This is a genomic window from Isoptericola sp. NPDC056573 (assembly GCF_042793335.1).
GTDB lineage: Bacteria > Actinomycetota > Actinomycetes > Actinomycetales > Cellulomonadaceae > Isoptericola.
In genome coordinates this window covers 183,447-201,310 of the sequence record NZ_JBHTUY010000006.1, presented here as the reverse complement: position 1 = coordinate 201,310, position 17,864 = coordinate 183,447, and the positions used below count along the sequence as shown (strand labels likewise).

Genomic DNA, 17,864 nt, shown 5'->3' with positions numbered 1-17,864 from the left:
CGTCCTCCTGCGGTTCGGGCGTGCGCACGCCAGCACCTGGCGCGACGGAGCAGGAGGCTGGGCCCGCGGGGCGGAGGAGTCAATCGTCGGCCGCGATTGCTCACGATCTGAGACGCGCGTCCCACGCTCCGCGCCGGGCGGACCCGGCTACCGTCGGTGACCATGGCTCCCACGACGGACGGCGGTCGCACGGCGACGGTGATCGGGGGTGGCGTCGGCGGTCTGGCCTCGGGCGTCGCGCTGGCGCGGCACGGCTGGGACGTCACCGTCGTCGAGCGCGCGACGTCGCTGGACCCGGTGGGCGCGGGGATCGTCGTCGCCCCGAACGCGGTGCGGTCGCTGGACGCGCTGGGCGTCGGCGACGCGACGCGCGGCCTGGCCGCGCTGCAGGGCGAGCTCGGGCTGCGTCGTCCCGACGGGCGGTGGCTGGTGCGCGGCCGCGCGGAGGGCGCGACGTCGCTGTTCGGCGACCGCACGCTCATGCTCCACCGCGCGCAGCTGGTGGCGCTGCTCGCGGGCGCTCTTCCGGCCGGGGCGCTGCGGCTCCGTACGACGGCGACCGTCACGGATCCGGGCACGACGTCCCGCCCGGCACGCGTGACGACGACCGACGACGCGGGCACGACGACGGAGGCCGACGCGGACCTCGTCGTCGCGGCCGACGGCATCGCGTCCGCCACGCGCACCCGCTGGTGGCCGAGCGCTCCCGCCCCGGTGTCCGGCGGGTCGACGGCGTGGCGGTTCGTGACCCCGCGCGTCCCGGGCGTCGTCGGCTCCGAGATCTGGGGCCGCGGGATCGTCGCCGGGGTCATGCCGCTGGCCGACGGACGGGTCTACGTGTACGTCTCGGTGGCCGACGCCGTCGGCGTCCCGCGCGACCTCGGCGAGCTGCGCGCCCGCCTCGCCGACTGGCACGACCCGGTCCCCGCGCTGCTCGCCTCCGTCGACGACGCCACCGCGCTGCGGCACGAGCTGCGGCACCTGCCCGCTCCGCCGGCGTCGCTCGTGACCGGCCGGGTCGCGCTCGTGGGCGACGCCGCGCACGCGATGCTGCCGAACCTCGGGCAGGGCGGGTGCCAGGCGCTCGAGGACGGCGTGGTGCTCGGCGCGCGCGTCCGCCCGGACGACGACGTCGCGGGCGCTCTGCTGCGCTGGTCGGCCGAGCGACGGCCGCGCGTCGCGCAGGTCATGCGGATGTCCGCCCGGGTCGCCGGCCCGACCCTGTGGACCTCACCCGCCGCCACCGTCGCCCGCGACGCCGGGATGCGCGCCGTCGGCCGGTGGACGGCGGCGCTGGGCCCGCGGGCCCTCCGCCCGGTCATGGCCTGGCGGCCGCCGGAGGACTGACCGCCGAGGTCGGTCCGTCACGCCGGCGCGAACAGCTCGGGCCGCTCCTCCTGGATGTGCGTGATGTCCTGCAGCACCACGCGCAGGTGCTCCCGCAGCCGGGCGACGGCCGCCGGGACGTCCCCGGCGGCGAGCGCGTCGACGACGGCGGCGTGCTGCGCGACGAGGTCGGTCATCTTGCCGCCCTCGGGCAGGGAGAGGCGCCGCGCACGATCCATCTGGGCCTTGGCCGACGCGACGATGCGCCACGCGGACTCGTGCCCGCACGCGCGCAGCAGCAGCTGGTGGAACTCCTCGTCGAGGTCGAAGAAGCGCGACGCGTCCCCGTCGCGGTCGGCCTCGCCCTGGCGCACGATGTGCGCCCGCAGCTCGGCCACGTCACCCGCGCCGACGTTCGTCCCGCCGACCTCCAGGGACGTGCACTCGATCGCCTCGCGCACGAACTGAGCGGCGACGACGTCCTCGTACCGGATCGGCCCCACGAAGCTGCCGCGCTGCGGGAAGACCTCCACGAGCCCCTCCTCGGCCAGCAGGATGAGGCTCTCGCGCACGGGGGTGCGACTGACGCCGAGCCGCGAGCCGATCTCCGCCTCGGACAGTGGCGCGCCGGGCGCGAGCTCGAGGTCGATGATCTGCCGGCGCAGCCAGGTGTGGACGAGTCGGCGGGTGTTCTCCCCACGGACCCGCGCGGTCAGGAGCGGCGACGACGACGGCATGGCCCGATTGTGCCGTAGTTCCAGCCGTCGTGTTCTAGCGCACTAGTATGCTAGCGTGCCGCCGGTCCACTGCGAGGAGGCAGCAGCATGAGCAGCACCCCGACCCGCGCCGTCGATCCGAAGACGTTGCGCAAGACCGTCGGCGCCTCCGTGATCGGGACGATCGCGGAGTACTACGACTTCTTCATCTACGGCACGGCCTCCGCGCTCGTGTTCAACAAGATCTTCTTCCCCGAGACGGACCCGCTCGTCGGTACCCTCGCCGCGTTCTCGACCTATGCCGTCGGGTTCTTCGCCCGCCCCCTGGGCGGGCTCGTGTGGGGACACATCGGCGACCGCCTCGGCCGGAAGAAGGCCCTGGTCTTCACCCTCCTGCTCACCGGGCTCGGCACGTTCGCCGTCGGCCTCATGCCGACGTACGAGCAGATCGGCCTCTGGGCGGCGGCCATCCTCGTGGTGGTCCGGCTGATCCAGGGCTTCGGCGTGGGCGGCGAGCAGGGCGGCGCCGTCCTGCTCACGGCCGAGGCCTCGCCGCGAGACCGCCGCGGCTTCTACGCGAGCTTCGTCCAGCTCGGCTCACCGGTCGCGTACCTCATCCCGACGGCGCTGTTCGCGAGCCTGCAGCAGTGGATGGACCCGGACGCCTTCCTCGCCTGGGGCTGGCGCGTGCCGTTCCTGCTCTCGATCGTCGTCGTGGCCGTCGGCCTGTTCATCCGCTCCCGGGTCGACGAGTCCGAGACGTTCAAGGCCGCCCGGGACCGCAAGGCCGCGTCCCACGCGCCGCTGCGCCAGCTCTTCGCGCACCGTCGCCGCGAGGTGGTCGGCGGCTTCTTCGCCAAGTTCGTCGAGGCCGCGATGTTCCCCTTCTACACGATCTTCCTGGTCGCGTACGCCGACAACAACGGCTACGACTCGGGCCTCGTGCTCGAGGCGGTGATCATCGCGATCCTCGTGGAGATCGTCATGATCCCGGTGTGGGGGCGCCTCACCGACCGGATCGGGCGTCGCCCCCTCTTCCTCGGGTTCGCGGTGCTGAACCTGGCCCTCATCGTCCCGGCGTTCCTCGCCGTGCAGTCGGAGAACCTGGCTCTGATCGTCGCGCTGCTCGTCGCCGGCCTCGGCCTCGGCCACTCCGGGACGTACGCCCCGCAGGCCTCGTTCTTCCCCGAGCTGTTCGACTCGTCGGTCCGCTACTCGGGCGTCTCGGTGGTGTGGCAGTTCGGCTCGATGGTCGCCTCCGGGCCGTTCACGGTGGTCGCGACGGCGCTCCTCGTCGCCGCGGACGGCGGCTTCTGGCTCGTCGCGGTCTACACGGCGGTGCTGGTCGTCTGCTCGATCGTCGCGCTGCTGCTCCTGCCCGAGACGGCGCCCGCCCGCCGCGGGGGCCAGGAGTACGCCGACTGGCCGCTCTTCGACGAGTCCCCGGCCGAGCCCGTGGCCCGACAGCAGTAGTCCGCGCAGGGTTCCCCGGTCGCTGTCGTCCTACGCTGACACAGTCCCCACGCCAGCCGCCGAGGAGCTGAGTCCCGCGTCGTCCGACCCCCGCCCCACGAAGGACGTTCCCAGCGCTGCCGCGCCCGAGGGACAGCTCCACCGGAGCCTGTCCCTGCGGCACCTCGTCGTCTACGGCCTGCTGTTCATCGGGCCGACCGCGCCCATGGGCACGTTCGGCGTGCTGGACGCGCGCAGCAACGGCGCGGTCGCCCTCGTGTTCGTGGTCGCGACCGTGGCGATGGCGTTCACCGCCTGGTCGTACGCCCGCATGTCCGTCGCGGTCCCGAAGGCGGGGTCGGTCTCGGCCTACGCGACCGCGGGGCTGGGGCGGCGACCGGGCTTCATGGCCGGGTGGATGATCGGCCTGGACTACCTGTTCATCCCGAGCCTGGCCGCGCTCTTCTGCGGGATCGCCAGCCACGCCCTGTTCCCCGCGGTGCCCGTCTGGGCGTTCACCGGCGTCGCCGTGCTCCTCATCACGGGCCTGAACCTCGGCGGGGTCCGGCTCGCCGCCACGGTGGGGTTCGTCGCCCTGGTCGTGGAGATCGTGGTGCTCGCCGCCTTCTGCGTCGGCGCGGTCGTCGTGCTGGTGCACGAGGGCCCGGCGAGGCCGTGGCTGTCTCCCCTGACCGGGCTGGACGGGTTCACGCTCGCCGGCACGCTCGGGGCGGTCTCGGTGGCGGCGCTCGCCTTCCTGGGTTTCGACGCGATCGCCACGTTCGCCGAGGAGAGCACCGGCTCCCCGCGCCAGATCGGGCGGGCCCTGATCTTCTGCCTCGTCCTCGCCGGGGCCCTCTTCGTCCTCCAGACGTACCTGGGGGCGCTCCTGACGACGGCGACTCCCCAGGAGCTGGCCGCGAAACCCGAGCAGCAGGGCACGATCTTCTACACGACGATCAGCGAGGAGATGGGGGCGTGGCTCGGCACCACCGTCACGACGGCGCGCGCCATCGGTCCCGTGCTCTCCGCGCTCGTCGCACAGGCCGCGGTGAGCCGCCTCATGTACGGGATGGCGCGCGACGGACAGCTGCCGGCACGGCTCGGGTCCGTGAGCCGCCGGACCGGCGTGCCCCGCCTGGCGACCCTCGTGTCGGCGGTCGCGACGCTCCTCATCGCCGTGGCGGCGGCGGTCCGGCCCGACGGCCTCGACCTGCTGTCCTCGATGGTCACGGTCGGCGCCCTGACCGCCTTCGTCTTCCTGCACGTCGCCGTGGTCGGCTACTACGTCGTCGGCGGGCGCACCGACCGTCGCGTCCTGCACACGGTCGTCCCCGCCGTCGGCCTGGCGATCGTCGTCACCGTGCTCGTCCTGGCGAGCCACCTCGCCCTGGAGGTCGCGGCCGGCTGGCTCGTCCTGGGCCTGGTCATCATGGTCGTGCGCGGCAGGCGGCGTGGCGCGTCCGCCGTCGGCGAACCTGGAAATTGAGTCGGGGTGGCTCAAGTTGAACCGGTCAGCAGCAACTCACCTGGAGGAGGACAGCATGACCACCACCCTGACCCGCACCCCGTTCGCCGACGCCTGGCTCCGCGACCTGTGGACCCCGCGCCTCACGGACCTGTCCCGGACGGAAGGCCCCGTGCCCGCCGCCGACGTGTACCGCGACGGCGAGGACCTCGTCGCCCGCCTCGACCTGCCGGGCGTGAACCCGGCCGACGACGTCACCGTCGAGGTCGAGGGACGCAAGCTCGTCGTGCGCGGCGAGCGCAAGGACCAGCGCTCGGAGGAGTCCGAGGGCCGACGCATCTCGGAGGTCCGCTTCGGCGCCTTCCGCCGCGTCGTCACCCTGCCGAAGGCCGTGGACGGCGACGCCGTGACCGCGTCCTACGACGCGGGCGTCCTGACGGTCACCGTCGCCGGCGTCTTCGCCGGCACGACGCCGCAGCGCATCGAGGTCACCAGCGCCTGATCCCAGGCTGATCTCAGGCACCGCCCGACGGCGCCCGGTCGCACCCGCGACCGGGCGCCGTCGTCGTCCCCGGACAGGACGCCGTCACGCCCGCGCCCCGCGTCTCGTCGTCACCGTGAGCAACCGATGAGAAGACGGACGAAGACGGACCGAGGAGACGAGATGTCGCACAGGACGCAGGTCGTGGTGGTGGGCGGCGGGTACGCCGGGGTGACGGCGGCGAACCGTCTGACGAAGCGGGACGACGTGGCCGTGACGCTGGTGAACGCGCGCCCCACGTTCGTGGAGCGGATCCGGCTGCACCAGCGGATCGCCGGGTCCCACGACGCGGTCGTGGACTACCGGCGGGTGCTGGCGGACGCGGTACGGCTCGAGGTCGCCACCGTGGAGCGGATCGACGCGGCGGGGCGGCGGCTGGTGCTCGCGGACGGCGGCACGCTCGGCTACGACTACCTGGTGTACGCCGTGGGCAGCACCAGCGCCGCCCCGGCGGTCCCGGGCGCGGCAGAGCACGCGTACCCGCTGGCGAGCCTGGAAGAGGCCGACCGGCTGGCTCCCGAGCTGGCCGCCATGGGCCGGGACGCGCACGTGACGGTGGTGGGCGCGGGACCGTCCGGCATCGAGACGGCGTCGGAGCTGGCGGAGCAGGGACGCACCGTGACGCTCGTCGCGGGCGAGCTGGCCGGCCCGTACCTGCACCCGAAGGGCCGGCAGGCGGTGCTCGCGCAGCTGGTGCGCCTCGGCGTGACGGTCGTGGACGGCCCCGCCGCCGTGGTGACGGCCGTGACGGCCGACGCCGTGCAGCTCGCCGACGGCCGCGACCTCCCCAGCGACGTGACGATCTGGACGGCCGGCTTCGGCGTCCCCGACCTCGCCGCCCGCAGCGGCCTGAGCACCGACGCCGAGGGCCGCCTGCGCACCGACGAGACCCTGACCAGCGTCGACGACGAGCGGATCGTCGCCGCCGGCGACGCGGCCGCGCCGTCGGACCTGCCGTTCCGGATGAGCTGCCAGGCCGCCGGGCAGCTGGGCGGCGCCGCGGCGGACACCGTGCTCGCCCGGCTCGCGGGGACGGAGCCCGCGCCGGCCGTGGTCGGCTTCGTCGGGCAGTGCCTCAGCCTCGGCCGCGGCGCCGGGCTGTTCCAGTTCGCCCGGCGCGGCGACGTCCCCGTGCGCGCGTTCCTCGGCGGGCGGCTGGGCGCGCGCGCCGGGGCCTGGCTCAAGGAGCTCGTGTGCAGGAGCACGGTCCAGGGCCTCGTCTGGGAGGCGCGCCGGCCCGGCAGCGTCCGGTACCCGGCGTTCATCGGCGACCCGCGCCGGCAGGAGGTGCTGCGCGCGCGGCGCGAGACCGCGCCGCACGACGTCGTCCCGGTCGCCTGACGCGCGACCCGACCAGAGACGCCGACACGACGGAGCGCCGGCCGGGCCCGATGGGGCCCGGCCGGCGCTCCTTGTCGGGTCAGCCGATCCGGCGGCGGTAGATCGCGACCGCGAGGCCGTACGAGACGGCGAGGATGCCGACGAGCCAGGCGAGGGCGACCCAGATGTCGCTGCCGACGGGCTGCTCCGCGAACAGGGCCCGGACGGTGTCGACGACGGACGTCACGGGCTGGTTCTCCGCGAACCAGGCCACCGGGCCGGGCATCGTGTCGGTGGGCACGAACGCCGAGCTGATGAACGGCAGGAAGATCAGCGGGTAGCTGAAGGCGCTCGCGCCGTCCACCGTCTTCGCCGAGAGCCCCGCGATCACGGCCAGCCAGGTCAGGGCGAGAGTGAACAGGGCGAGGATGCCCGCCACCGCGAACCAGGCACCCACGGAGGCCCCCGTGCGGAAGCCCATGAGGAACGCGACCGCGATGACGATGGCGACCGAGACCATGTTCGCCACGACCGACGTGAGCACGTGCGCCCACAGGACGCTCGACCGGCCGATCGGCATGGACTGGAAGCGGTCGACGATGCCGCCCTGCAGGTCGAGGAACAGACGGTACGACGTGTACGCGATGCCCGACGCGATGGTGATCAGCAGGATGCCGGGCAGCATGTAGTTGATGTACGACTCGTCGGACCCGGTGTTGATCGCGCCGCCGAAGACGTAGACGAAGAGCAGCATGATCGCGATCGGGGTCACCGCGGTGGTGATGATCGTGTCGGGGCTGCGCAGGATGTGCCGCAGGGAGCGCCCGGTGAGGGTGCGGGTGTCGGCGAGGGCGTGGGTGGTCATCAGGATTCCTTCTCGGTACCGGTCGCACCGACGAGCGAGAGGAAGACGTCCTCGAGGGACGGCTGCTTCTCGACGTACTCGACCTTGGCGGGCGGGAGGAGCTGCTTGAGCTCGGCGAGGGTGCCGTTCTGGATGATCGTTCCCTGGTGCAGGATCGCGATCCGGTCGGCGAGCTGTTCGGCCTCGTCGAGGTACTGCGTGGTGAGCAGCACGGTGGTGCCGTTGCTGGCGAGCTGCTTGACGGTCTGCCAGACGTCGATCCGCGCCTGCGGGTCGAGTCCCGTGGTGGGCTCGTCGAGGAACACGATCGGCGGGTTGCCGATGAGGCTCATCGCGATGTCGAGACGACGCCGCATGCCGCCGGAGTAGGTCCCCGCGCGGCGGCCGCCGGCCTCGGTGAGCGAGAACCGGGCGAGCAGGTCGTCGGCGATCTCCCCGGGGTGGGGCAGGTGCCGCAGCCGGGCCACGAGCACCAGGTTCTCGCGTCCGGTGAGGACCTCGTCGACGGCGGCGAACTGGCCGGTGAGGCTGATCGACTCGCGCACGTCGCCGGGCTTCGCCGCGACGTCGTGCCCGTGCACGGTGGCGGTGCCCGCGTCGGCCTTGAGCAGCGTCGACAGGATGCGCACCAGCGTGGTCTTGCCGGCGCCGTTGGACCCGAGCAGGGCGAAGATGCTCCCGGCGGCGACGTCGAAGTCGACCCCGCGCAGCACGTGCAGCTCGCCGAACGACTTCTCGATGCCTTGGACGTGGATCGCGGCGCGGGCCGCGCCGTCGGACTGGGCGGTGGTCATGTCCGGTTCTCCGATTCTGCGAGGTGAGTGGTTCACGGCCGGCGGACGACGACGTCGCCGAAGCCGGTGCTGGCGTGGATCTCTGCGGTGGCCTCGTCCTCGACCGGCCCGTCCGTGGGGGTCAGGAGGTTGCGGACGGAGCCGTTCTCGGACGAGACGTCGAGGTAGGCGGCGGTGCCCTCGGGCACCCCGACCTCGATCGACCCGAACGAGGACGTGAGGGTGACGTCGCCGGACTCCAGGTTGTTGACCCGGATGCTGGCGTGCGCGGACTTCGCGGTGAGGGTGCCGCGCACGCGGCTCACGGCGATGTCGCCGTGCGCCCCGAGCACCTCGAGGGTGCCGGTGACGGAGCCGACGGTCGTGGTGCCGTTGCTGGCGCGGATCGTGCCGTCCCCGAGGACCTCGTCCACGAAGACGGACCCGGCGCTCACCTTGACGTCGAGGGAGCCGGTGACGCGGCCCGCGGTCGCGGAGCCGGCGGAGAGCTTGAGGTCCAGCCGCTCGACGTCGTCCACGCGGGCGTTGCCGGCGGACAGCGTCATGTCGACGGCGGCGAGCGTGCCCTCGGCGTAGAGCGAGCCGACCTTGCCGCTCAGCGACGAGCCCTCGGGGAGCTCGACGGTGATGTCGGCGGTGCCGGACGCGAAGGGCAGCACGTACTGCTTCCACGAGCCGGGGTAGGTGATCGAGACGGCGTCGCCGTCCCGGTCCACGCGGACCGACTCGGCGGCGCGGGCGCTGCCGGACTTGGCGTTGGTGGGCAGCACGGTGACGACGACGTCGTCACGCTCCCCGGCGACGACGTGCACGTTGGCGAACGGCACGTCCACGAGGACGGGGACGGGCTGGGTGGCGGGGAAAGTGGGCATGACGGGGCTCCAACAGTGGTGTCGGTGTGGTGTCAGGGGGGACGGGGGCGGTGCGGTGCGGGGCCGTGCGAGGGGATCAGCGCACCCAGCCGGTGACGCGGCCGGAGCCGCGCTGCTGCGGACGGGCCTGCGCGGCCGGACGTCCGGTGGACTGCTCGAGCGCGGCGGCGACCGCGCGCACGAGCCACGTGTTGACGGAGACGCCGTCGCGGGCGGCGGCGGTCTCGGCCTGCGTCTTCAGGTGGTCCGGCAGGCGCAGGGTGGTGCGGGTGGTGGCGCCGCCCTCGGCCTCCGCGGCCGGCGCCGCCGGGGCGTGGTCCGCCTCGGGGGCGGCGGCGACGGCGGAGGGCCGGGTGGGCACCGCGACGACGAACTCGGGCGAGCCGCCGCGGAGCCGGATGTCGACCGAGCCGGGGGCCAGCTCGGCGGAGATCTCCCCCGCCGCGTCCGACAGCGCCTCGAGCAGCACGAGCCGGGCGGCCGCGTCGAGGGGGGCGGTCAGGCGGGAGGCCAGCTCCCGCGCCTCGTCCCCGCCGGCGGCGGCTGCGGTGCCGAGCTGCTGCTGCAGCTCGTCGACATATCTCGTGAGGTCCATGGCTCCACTATGACACCACCGTGGTGTCATGGCAAGACCTTTGACGTCATTTCTGATGTCACGCTGATGTCGACTGGTGTCAGAGGGGCGGGGTGCCCGCGTCGTCGCAGGTCAGGAGCACGTCACCGGTCGCGGGACTAGCGTGGCGTCGTGACCAGATCCCCGGAGGGCCCCGACACCACGGTGCGCGGCGTGCGCCTCTTCGACGACGTCCGCCCGGACGAGACGGACCGCGCCTACCTGCCCGGCATGAGCAGCGCCTGGAAGATGCCCTGGTACGACGTGCAGAGCTGGTGGCGGCGCGCCGGGCGGCTGCACCGCCGCACCGTCGAGCTCGCCGGGATCGCCGCCGGGCAGCGGGTCCTCGACGTCGGCTGCGGCACCGGCAACCTCTCCCTCGCCGTGCTGCGCGCGGTACCGGACGCCGCGGTGACCGGCCTCGACCCGGACGGCGCCGCCCTGCGCCGCGCGGCGCGCAAGGCCCGCCGCCGGCGGGTGGGGCGTCGCGGCTCGCTCACGCTCGTGCGGGGCTTCGCCGACCGGCTGCCCGCGGCCGACGGCACCGTCGACCACGTGCTCTCCTCCCTCGCCCTGCACCACGTGCCGATGGACGAGAAGCGCCGGTTCGCCGCCGAGCTCGCTCGCGTGCTGCGCCCCGGCGGCACCGTCACCGTCGCGGACCTCGACGCGCCCGGGCACGGCGGCGGGCACGGGCACGACGGCGGGCACGGGCACGGCGGCGGGCACGGGCACGGCGAACCAGCGGACGGCGAGCACGGGCGCGGCGGCCACCGGCACCACCGCGGGATCGGTGCGAACCAGCACCGGGAGGACAACGCCGACGGCGGCATCCAGCGCCTGCTGACGGACGCCGGGCTCGCGGACGCGCGCGAGGTCGGCCGCGCGACGTTCATGGACACGCCCGTGATGTGGGTGCAGGCGCGCCGGCCCTGACGCGCCCCGGCGGTCCCCCGCCGGCTCAGGACCTCCCGGCGTCGGCCTCGGCGGCGACGAACTCCGGCGGCGGGGCGAACTGGGAGAGCACGAGGTCGGCGCCGAACGGGTCGCGGATCGTCGCTTCCCGGGTCCACTCGGTGTCCTGGGTCGCGTGCACGACGGCGCCCGCCCGCTCGGCGGCCTCGGCGGCGGCGTCGCGGTCGGCCACCGCGAAGACGACCGACCAGCGGGCCGGACCGTCCGCGGGCAGCACCCCCGCGACGACGTCCGAGAACCCTGGCGGGACGAACTCCTGCCGCTCGTGGATCCCGGGGTCCACGGTGCGGGCCAGGTGGTCGCCGTACCCCCGCACGCGCGCCATCCCGGCGCCCAGGTCGTCGCTGCGCTCCCAGCCGAGCAGCGGCCCGTAGAACCGCAGCGCGGCGTCGACGTCGGGGGTGAGCAGGTTGCTGAAGTTCCAGGTGCCGGGCTCGTTGACGCGCTGGGCCCCGGCGCGGGTGCCGGCCCGCCAGAGCCGGCTGGGCGCGCCCTCCGGGTCGACGATGCGCGCCATCCATCCCGCGGCCTGCCCGGGCGGGCCCACCTGCTGCGGGGGCGAGCTCACCACCCCGCCCAGCTCGGCGACGCGGGCCGCCGCGGCCTCGATGTCGTCGACGGCGAGGTACGTGTGCCACGCCGGCTCCCCGTCGTACCCCGGGTCGGGCGTGGCGACGGCGGCGATCGCCGTCTCGTCGGTGCCGTCCCACGACGCCACGGCGTAGCGCCCGGGCGCCCCCGGCGGCAGCTTCTCGGTGAACCGCCAGCCGAACAGCGCGCCGTAGAACGCGAGCGCCGCGTCGACGTCGGCGACCTCCAGGTCGATCCAGCTCGGGACCCCGTGCGGGTAGGTGTGCACCATGGACCCACCCTGCACAGGCCCTCCGACATCTCGCCCGACGACGGCGACGGTCTCGTCGCCACCACGTCGCCACGACGTCGCCACGATGTCGCCACCGCACGTCACACCGCGGGCAGCTCGTCGTCCGCCGACGGGTAGGAGGCCTGCGCGCCGGGCGACCGCACGGCGTACGCGCCGACGCGGGCCGCCGTCCGGGCGGCGTCGACGAGCCCGTCGCCCCGCGCCAGCCCGTGGGCGAGCGCGCCGACGAACGCGTCGCCCGCCCCCGTGGTGTCGACGGCGCGCACCCGCGGCGCCGGGACCGCCGTCACGTCGCCGCCCTGCCCGACCAGCGCGCCGCGGGGCCCGAGCGTCAGCACGACCGACCGCACCCCGCGCGCGAGCAGCCCCCGCACCAGCGCCTCCTCGCCGTCACCCGCCGGGACGTCCAGCGCGGCGGCGACCAGCCGTGCCTCGTGCTCGTTGAGGACCAGCGGGTCGGCGCGCAGCAGCACGTCCGGGTCGACGTCGAGCACCGGGGCGAGGTTGACGACGAGCCGTCCGCGCGCGGTGCGGGCCGCCGCCTCGATGGCGGCCCGCGGGATCTCGCCCTGCAGCACGAGGGTCCCGGCGGCCGCGACCAGCCCGGCGTGCGCACCCACCACGGCCTCGTCGACGGCCGCGTTGGCGCCGGGGACGACGACGATGGAGTTCTCGCCGTCGTCGCTCACGGTGACGATCGCGATGCCGGTCCGGTGCCCGGGCACGACCGCCAGCGCCGCGAGGTCCACCCCGGCGGACCGGAGCCCCGCGAGCGCCGCGTCGGCGAACTCGTCGTCGCCCACCGCGCCCACGAACGCGACGTCCGCGCCGAGCCGGGCGGCCGCGACGGCCTGGTTGGCCCCCTTGCCGCCGGACATGACCCGCATGCCGTGCCCGAGGACCGTCTCGCCGGGTGCCGGGTGCGCCGCGACGCCGACCAGCAGGTCCGCGTTGGTGGACCCGACGACCACCACGCGAGCGGTCGATGGCGTCACCGAACGCATTCTCGTCACCTCGCCGTCGTGCGTGACCCTCACGCCCCGGACACGATGACACACGGGGCGCCCGCGCTCGCTCCGCGACCGACGTTCACGCACCGTTGAGGCGCGCGTCACCGGCCGGCGCTAGCGTCGACCGCGTGATCACGCCCACCAGGCCCACCCTGCGACGACGCACCCTCACCGCCGCCACGGCGCTGGCCGTGGCCCTCCCCACCGCCCTCCTCCCCTTCGCCGCGAGCGCCCACGGGGGCGGCGGCGGGCACGACGGCGGGCACGGCAGCGGGCACGGTCCCGACCGCTCGCTGCGCGTGGCGACGTACAACCTGTCGCTGAACCGCGCGACGGAGGGCGAGCTGCGGGCCGACCTGGCCACGGGCGACGACCCGCAGGCGCGCACGGTCGCGGAGGTGATCCAGCGCGCGGACCCGGACGTCGTCCTGCTCAACGAGTTCGACTTCGACGCCGACCACGCGAGCGTGGACGGGTTCCGCGAGCACTACCTCGAGGTGTCGCAGGGCGGCGCCGACCCGGTGCGCTACCGCTACGCGTACACCGCGCCGTCGAACACGGGGATCCCCAGCGGCCTCGACCTGGACAACAGCGGCACGGTGGGCGGCGGCAACGACGCCTTCGGCTTCGGGGAGTTCGAGGGCCAGTACGGGATGGTCGTGCTGTCCAAGTACCCGATCGACACGTCGGGCGTGCGGACGTTCCAGCACTTCCTGTGGAAGGACATGCCGGGCGCGTTGCTGCCCGACGACCCGGCCACGCCCGAGCCCGCGGACTGGTACTCCCCCGAGGAGCTCGACGTCGTGCGGCTGTCCAGCAAGTCGCACTGGGACGTGCCGGTCCGCGTGGGCCGCCAGACCGTGCACGTGCTGGCCTCGCACCCGACGCCGCCCACGTTCGACGGGCCGGAGGACCGCAACGGCCGGCGCAACCACGACGAGATCCGCTTCTGGGCCGACTACGTGACGCCCGGCAGGGCGTCGCGCTACGTCTACGACGACGACGGCCGGCGCGGCGGGCTGCAGCCCGGCGCGCGGTTCGTGATCCTGGGCGACCAGAACGCCGACCCGTTCGACGGCGACTCCGTGGACGCGGCCGTCGACCAGCTCCTGGACCACCCGCGGATCACCGACCCGCGGCCGACGTCGGACGGCGCCGTCGAGGCGGCCGCCCTCCAGGGCGGCGCCAACGCGACCCACCGGGGCGACCCCGCCCTGGACACGGCCGACTTCGCCGACACCGCCCCGGGCAACCTGCGGGCCGACTACGTGCTGCCGTCGAAGGGCCTGAAGGTGCGCGACGCGGGCGTGTTCTGGCCGACCCGGGCCGACCCGCTGTCGCGGCTCACCGGCACCTACCCGTTCCCGTCCAGCGACCACCGGCTGGTGTGGGTGGACCTGCGCGCCGGCTGAGCCGTGGCCCCGCCCGGAAGATGCCCGGGGAATCACCCGGGCAGCGCCCCGGGGTCGCTGGCGAGCGCCCCGGGGCGGTCGCACGCTCGAAGGTGCTGTGTCCCTCACCGTCGAGCCCGGGAGATCCCATGAGACGCGCCCTCACCGCGGCCGCCGCAGCAGCGACGGCGCTGCTGCTCGCCGCCGGCCCCGCCGCCGCCCACGGCGGCAAGCCCGCACCGAAGCCCCCGACCGTCACCGACGTGGCCACCGGCCTCGTCAGTCCCCTCAGCGCCGCTGCCGGCGCCAAGGGCACGAACTACGTCACGCAGAACTTCGCCGGCCTGCTCACCGAGGTCGACCGGCGGGGCCGCACCTCGGTCCTCCACGCGTCCGCGAACGGCGAGGAGGTCGGCGGTGTCTCGTACCGCGACCGGCGCCTCGCCTTCACCGAGACGCTCATCGACGACCAGCAGGGCCCGGTGGCCTCGAGCATCAAGACCCTGCGCCTCGACCGGCACGGCAACCCGGTCGGACAGGCACGCACCCTCGCCGACATCCGCGCGTACGAGAACGCGAACAACCCGGACGGCGACGTCACCTACGGCTTCCGGGACGTCGACCAGTCCTGCCTGGACCAGGCGCCGCCGGACGGCATCCCCGTCCTGTACCAGGGCATCCAGGACTCGCACCCGTACGCGACGACGCAGGCCCGCGGTACGACCTTCGTCGCCGACGCGGGCATGAACGCGATCCTGTCCGTCAGCGACCGCGGCCGCGTGCGGACCGTCGCGGTGCTGCCCGCCCAGCCGGCCGTCGTCACCGCGGAGGCCGCGGCGATGTTCGGCCTGCCGGACTGCGTCGTCGGCGAGACGTACTGGTTCGAGCCGGTCCCCACGGACGTCGAGATCGGCCCGTGGGGCCGGCTCTACGTCTCGACGCTGCCCGGCGGGCCCGAGGACGAGAGCCTCGGCGCGCGGGGGTCGGTCTACCGGGTGAACCCGTGGACCGGGTCGGTGCGGAAGGTCGCGGGCGGCTTCCTCAGCGCCACGAACCTCGCCGTCTCGCCGAAGGGCGACGTGTACGTCGCCGAGATGTTCGGCAACCGGATCAGCACGGTGAAGCACGGCGGGCCGCGGTCCGTCGTCGCGATCGACGTGCCCGGCGCCGTCGAGTGGTCCGGCAAGGGCCTCCTCGCGACGGCGAACGCGTTCGACCCGACGGCGGGGCCGACCGACCCGCCGCAGGGCCGTCTCGTCAGCATCGACCTGCACGCGAAGCACCACCACCACGGGCATCGCTGACGCCGTGGCGACACGGGTCGGGCCGGTCGGGACCGAGGTCCCGACCGGCCCGATCAGCGCGGTCGGGTCAGGGCGTGAGCACCCGGGCCTGCTGCTGGGCGAGGACGCTCAGCTCGGCGGCCTTGAAGGCGTGCTCCTGCGTCATCGCGTTCTCGGTGCGCTCCAGGCAGTCGAGGATGAGCTGCCCGAAGTAGGGGAAACCGACCTGACCGTCCGCGACCAGGTGGTGCTCGCCCTCGCCGTCGACGAGGAACACGTGCCCGCCGCCCTCGCCGGTGCCGACGTTGACGTACTTGCGCAGCTCGATGTACCCCTCGGTGCCGAGGATGATCGTGCGGCCGTCGCCCCACGTGCTCAGGCCGTCCGGAGTGAACCAGTCGACGCGCACGTACCCGGTGGCGCCGTTGTCCATGACGATGCCGGCCTCGCCGAAGTCGTCCAGCTCCGGGTGGTCCGGGTGGTGGTAGTTCGCGACGGCGGCGTGGCTGATCTCCGCGTCCTTCGCGCCCGCGTAGTGCAGCATCTGGTCGAAGTTGTGGCTCCCGATGTCGCACAGGATGCCGCCGTACTTCTCCTTCTCGAAGAACCAGTCCGGGCGGCCGGTGCCGAGGCGGTGCGGGCCCAGGCCCATCACCTGGAGCACGCGGCCGATCGCCCCGCGGTCGACGAGCTGCTCGGCCAGCACGGCGGCCTCGACGTGGATGCGCTCGGAGTAGTAGACGGCGTACTTCTGGCCGGTGCGGGCCGTGGCCTCGCGGGCGGCGGCGAGCTGGTCGAGCGTCGTCAGCGGCGCCTTGTCCGTGAAGTAGTCCTTGCCCGCCTCGATGACCCGCAGCCCGAGCGGCGCGCGCTCGGAGGTCACCGCGGCGCCCGCGACGAGGCGCACCTCGGCGTCGTCGAGGATCTCGGCCTCGCTGCGCGCGACCCGCACGTCGGGGAACTTGCTGCGCATCACCTCGACCTTGGCCGGGTCGGGGTCGTACACCCACTTCAGCGTGCCGCCGGCGCCCGCGAGCCCCTCGCACATGCCGAAGACGTGGCCGTGGTCGAGGCTGGTCGCCGCGAAGACGAACTCGCCCGGCTCGACGACGGGCGCGGGCACGGGGTTCGGCGCGTAGGCGGCGCCGCTGGCGGTGCCCGTCGGGTTCGCGCTCATGCCTTCGCCCCCACGGTGATCGCGCCCGGCAGCTCGCCCACCGAGGCCGTCTTCTCGAAGAACCGCGGCGCCCGCTCCACGAGGGTGCCGGTGCGGTAGAACGGGTCGTCCGGCGACAGCGGCAGGTCCACGGTGCGGCGCTCGATGCCCGCCTCGTAGATCGCCGTGACCAGCTCGATGGCGCGGCGGCCGTCCTCGCCGTCGACGGCGGGACGACGGCGCTCGCGCACGGCGTCGAGCATGTCGGCGATCTGCCCGGCATGGCCGGTGTGCTCCAGCGGCCGGTGCGCCGCCGCGACGGCCTCGATCTGCGCGACGCGCTCCACGTCGTCCTCGTCGGCGGGGAAGCCGTTCGGGTTGGCCAGGTTCGCCTCGACCTTCCACGGCTGCGAGACGCGGGCGTCGCGGCCCTGCACGACGATGGCCTGCTCCTCGCCGTGGCTCACCACGGAGGCGGTGACCTCGGCGAGCGCGCGGTCGTACTGCAGCACGCTCACGGACAGGTCCTCGACCTCGGCGTTCTCGTGCGCCGCGTTGGTGAGCACCGACGTCACGGCCTTCGGGGAACCGAGCATCCACAGGGTCATGTCGAGGTGGTGGATGGCGTGGTTGAGCGTGCAGCCGCCGCCCTCGCGCTCCCAGGTGCCGCGCCACCACAGGTCGTAGTACTCGGTGCCGCGCCACCAGGCGGAGCTGACCTGCGCGTGCGTGACCGGGCCGGCGAGGCCGGAGTCGAGCACCTCCTTGAGCGTCGCGATGTCGTCGCGGAAGCGGTTCTGCGCGACGACGGACAGCAGGCGCCCGTTGTCCTTCGCGGCCGCGATCATCGCGTCGCACTCCTCGAGCGACGGCGCCATCGGCTTCTCGACGAGCACGTCGACACCGGCCTCCAGGGCCTGGATCGACAGGGCGGCGTGGGTGGACGGCGGCGTCGCGACGCTGACGAGGTCGAGGCGCTGCTCGGCGGCGAGCATCTCGGCGGCGTCGGTGTAGACGCGGGCGCCGTCGAGCCCGAGCTCCGCGCGCAGGGCCTCGGCGCGCCCCGGGGCGGGGTCGCACAGCGCGACGATCTCGCACTCCTCCCCGAAGCGCTGGTAGCCGTCGATGTGCGCCCGGGCGATCCCGCCCGTGCCGACGATCCCGATGGTGAGCATGGTTCCTCCGATGGAACAGCGAGC

General features: G+C 74.2%; 17 protein-coding genes. 8 read left to right on the top strand and 9 right to left on the bottom strand.

All coding sequences use genetic code 11. The features are described from left to right. The first annotated feature begins 162 nt into the window (after positions 1-162). The gene (locus tag ACFQ8E_RS12875; protein ID WP_430550954.1) at positions 163-1,347 is read left to right on the top strand and encodes an FAD-dependent oxidoreductase; all 1,185 of its coding nucleotides are present in this window, start codon (positions 163-165) and stop codon (positions 1,345-1,347) included. 17 nt (positions 1,348-1,364) lie between these two features. Here ACFQ8E_RS12875 and ACFQ8E_RS12870 read toward each other — a convergent pair whose 3' ends face one another. Continuing rightward, positions 1,365-2,063 (bottom strand): GntR family transcriptional regulator, encoded by a 699-nt coding sequence (locus ACFQ8E_RS12870; protein WP_430550953.1) that lies wholly within the window; start codon positions 2,061-2,063, stop codon positions 1,365-1,367. A gap of 87 nt (positions 2,064-2,150) precedes the next feature. Between ACFQ8E_RS12870 and ACFQ8E_RS12865 the strand changes: the two genes are divergently transcribed. From ACFQ8E_RS12865 to ACFQ8E_RS12850, 4 genes are all read left to right on the top strand, one after another. Further along, complete coding sequence (locus ACFQ8E_RS12865; RefSeq protein WP_430550952.1) at positions 2,151-3,515, top strand: MFS transporter; 1,365 nt, start codon at positions 2,151-2,153, stop codon at positions 3,513-3,515. 67 nt (positions 3,516-3,582) lie between these two features. Continuing rightward, positions 3,583-4,983 (top strand): APC family permease, encoded by a 1,401-nt coding sequence (locus tag ACFQ8E_RS12860; protein WP_430551039.1) that lies wholly within the window; start codon positions 3,583-3,585, stop codon positions 4,981-4,983. A 55-nt stretch (positions 4,984-5,038) separates the two neighbouring features. Then, positions 5,039-5,464, top strand: coding sequence for an Hsp20/alpha crystallin family protein (locus tag ACFQ8E_RS12855; protein ID WP_430550951.1), 426 nt, complete (start codon positions 5,039-5,041; stop codon positions 5,462-5,464). A gap of 162 nt (positions 5,465-5,626) precedes the next feature. Further along, entirely contained in the window at positions 5,627-6,844 is a 1,218-nt protein-coding gene (locus ACFQ8E_RS12850; RefSeq protein ID WP_430550950.1) for an NAD(P)/FAD-dependent oxidoreductase, read from the top strand. Between the two features lie 79 nt (positions 6,845-6,923). On the opposite strand, the gene ACFQ8E_RS12845 is transcribed toward ACFQ8E_RS12850, so the two are convergent. The 4 genes from ACFQ8E_RS12845 to ACFQ8E_RS12830 all read right to left on the bottom strand — a co-directional run bounded on the left by ACFQ8E_RS12845 (position 6,924) and on the right by ACFQ8E_RS12830 (position 9,949). Then, positions 6,924-7,688, bottom strand: a complete 765-nt coding sequence (locus ACFQ8E_RS12845) for an ABC transporter permease (protein WP_430550949.1) — start codon at positions 7,686-7,688, stop codon at positions 6,924-6,926. Beyond that, positions 7,688-8,482 (bottom strand): ABC transporter ATP-binding protein, encoded by a 795-nt coding sequence (locus ACFQ8E_RS12840; protein ID WP_430550948.1) that lies wholly within the window; start codon positions 8,480-8,482, stop codon positions 7,688-7,690. The genes ACFQ8E_RS12845 and ACFQ8E_RS12840 overlap by 1 nt, the downstream gene beginning before the upstream one ends. Positions 8,483-8,514: 32 nt before the next feature. Further along, a complete protein-coding gene (locus ACFQ8E_RS12835) occupies positions 8,515-9,354 on the bottom strand; it encodes a DUF4097 domain-containing protein (protein WP_430550947.1) in 840 nt (279 codons plus the stop codon). Positions 9,355-9,430: 76 nt separating this feature from the next. Continuing rightward, on the bottom strand, positions 9,431-9,949 hold the full coding sequence (locus ACFQ8E_RS12830; RefSeq protein ID WP_430550946.1) for a histidine kinase: 519 nt from the start codon (positions 9,947-9,949) through the stop codon (positions 9,431-9,433). 150 nt (positions 9,950-10,099) lie between these two features. Here ACFQ8E_RS12830 and ACFQ8E_RS12825 point away from each other — a divergent pair, with 150 nt between their 5' ends. Beyond that, the gene (locus ACFQ8E_RS12825; protein ID WP_430550945.1) at positions 10,100-10,903 is read left to right on the top strand and encodes a class I SAM-dependent methyltransferase; all 804 of its coding nucleotides are present in this window, start codon (positions 10,100-10,102) and stop codon (positions 10,901-10,903) included. A 25-nt stretch (positions 10,904-10,928) separates the two neighbouring features. On the opposite strand, the gene ACFQ8E_RS12820 is transcribed toward ACFQ8E_RS12825, so the two are convergent. Continuing rightward, complete coding sequence (locus tag ACFQ8E_RS12820) at positions 10,929-11,804, bottom strand: VOC family protein (protein ID WP_430550944.1); 876 nt, start codon at positions 11,802-11,804, stop codon at positions 10,929-10,931. A 101-nt stretch (positions 11,805-11,905) separates the two neighbouring features. Continuing rightward, a complete protein-coding gene (locus tag ACFQ8E_RS12815) occupies positions 11,906-12,829 on the bottom strand; it encodes a ribokinase (protein WP_430550943.1) in 924 nt (307 codons plus the stop codon). A 134-nt stretch (positions 12,830-12,963) separates the two neighbouring features. Here ACFQ8E_RS12815 and ACFQ8E_RS12810 point away from each other — a divergent pair, with 134 nt between their 5' ends. After that, positions 12,964-14,247, top strand: coding sequence for an endonuclease/exonuclease/phosphatase family protein (locus tag ACFQ8E_RS12810; protein WP_430550942.1), 1,284 nt, complete (start codon positions 12,964-12,966; stop codon positions 14,245-14,247). 128 nt (positions 14,248-14,375) lie between these two features. Next, on the top strand, positions 14,376-15,530 hold the full coding sequence (locus tag ACFQ8E_RS12805) for a ScyD/ScyE family protein (protein ID WP_430550941.1): 1,155 nt from the start codon (positions 14,376-14,378) through the stop codon (positions 15,528-15,530). A 67-nt stretch (positions 15,531-15,597) separates the two neighbouring features. Here the strand turns inward: ACFQ8E_RS12805 and ACFQ8E_RS12800 are convergent, their stop codons facing one another. Both ACFQ8E_RS12800 and ACFQ8E_RS12795 read right to left on the bottom strand, forming a co-directional pair. Then, positions 15,598-16,686: a Gfo/Idh/MocA family protein gene (locus ACFQ8E_RS12800; RefSeq protein ID WP_430550940.1), complete on the bottom strand. Its 1,089-nt coding sequence runs from the start codon at positions 16,684-16,686 to the stop codon at positions 15,598-15,600. Then, positions 16,683-17,840, bottom strand: a complete 1,158-nt coding sequence (locus ACFQ8E_RS12795) for a Gfo/Idh/MocA family protein (RefSeq protein WP_430550939.1) — start codon at positions 17,838-17,840, stop codon at positions 16,683-16,685. The genes ACFQ8E_RS12800 and ACFQ8E_RS12795 overlap by 4 nt, the downstream gene beginning before the upstream one ends. Positions 17,841-17,864: the final 24 nt, after the last annotated feature.

Coding starts and splice junctions, on each gene's coding strand:
- ACFQ8E_RS12845 (WP_430550949.1), bottom strand. CDS start 7,688: ATGACCACCCACGCCCTCGCCGACACCCGCACCCTCACCGGGCGCTCC.
- ACFQ8E_RS12835 (WP_430550947.1), bottom strand. CDS start 9,354: ATGCCCACTTTCCCCGCCACCCAGCCCGTCCCCGTCCTCGTGGACGTG.
- ACFQ8E_RS12800 (WP_430550940.1), bottom strand. CDS start 16,686: ATGAGCGCGAACCCGACGGGCACCGCCAGCGGCGCCGCCTACGCGCCG.
- ACFQ8E_RS12855 (WP_430550951.1), top strand. CDS start 5,039: ATGACCACCACCCTGACCCGCACCCCGTTCGCCGACGCCTGGCTCCGC.
- ACFQ8E_RS12870 (WP_430550953.1), bottom strand. CDS start 2,063: ATGCCGTCGTCGTCGCCGCTCCTGACCGCGCGGGTCCGTGGGGAGAAC.
- ACFQ8E_RS12795 (WP_430550939.1), bottom strand. CDS start 17,840: ATGCTCACCATCGGGATCGTCGGCACGGGCGGGATCGCCCGGGCGCAC.
- ACFQ8E_RS12850 (WP_430550950.1), top strand. CDS start 5,627: ATGTCGCACAGGACGCAGGTCGTGGTGGTGGGCGGCGGGTACGCCGGG.
- ACFQ8E_RS12830 (WP_430550946.1), bottom strand. CDS start 9,949: ATGGACCTCACGAGATATGTCGACGAGCTGCAGCAGCAGCTCGGCACC.
- ACFQ8E_RS12865 (WP_430550952.1), top strand. CDS start 2,151: ATGAGCAGCACCCCGACCCGCGCCGTCGATCCGAAGACGTTGCGCAAG.
- ACFQ8E_RS12820 (WP_430550944.1), bottom strand. CDS start 11,804: ATGGTGCACACCTACCCGCACGGGGTCCCGAGCTGGATCGACCTGGAG.
- ACFQ8E_RS12805 (WP_430550941.1), top strand. CDS start 14,376: ATGAGACGCGCCCTCACCGCGGCCGCCGCAGCAGCGACGGCGCTGCTG.
- ACFQ8E_RS12875 (WP_430550954.1), top strand. CDS start 163: ATGGCTCCCACGACGGACGGCGGTCGCACGGCGACGGTGATCGGGGGT.
- ACFQ8E_RS12815 (WP_430550943.1), bottom strand. CDS start 12,829: ATGCGTTCGGTGACGCCATCGACCGCTCGCGTGGTGGTCGTCGGGTCC.
- ACFQ8E_RS12840 (WP_430550948.1), bottom strand. CDS start 8,482: ATGACCACCGCCCAGTCCGACGGCGCGGCCCGCGCCGCGATCCACGTC.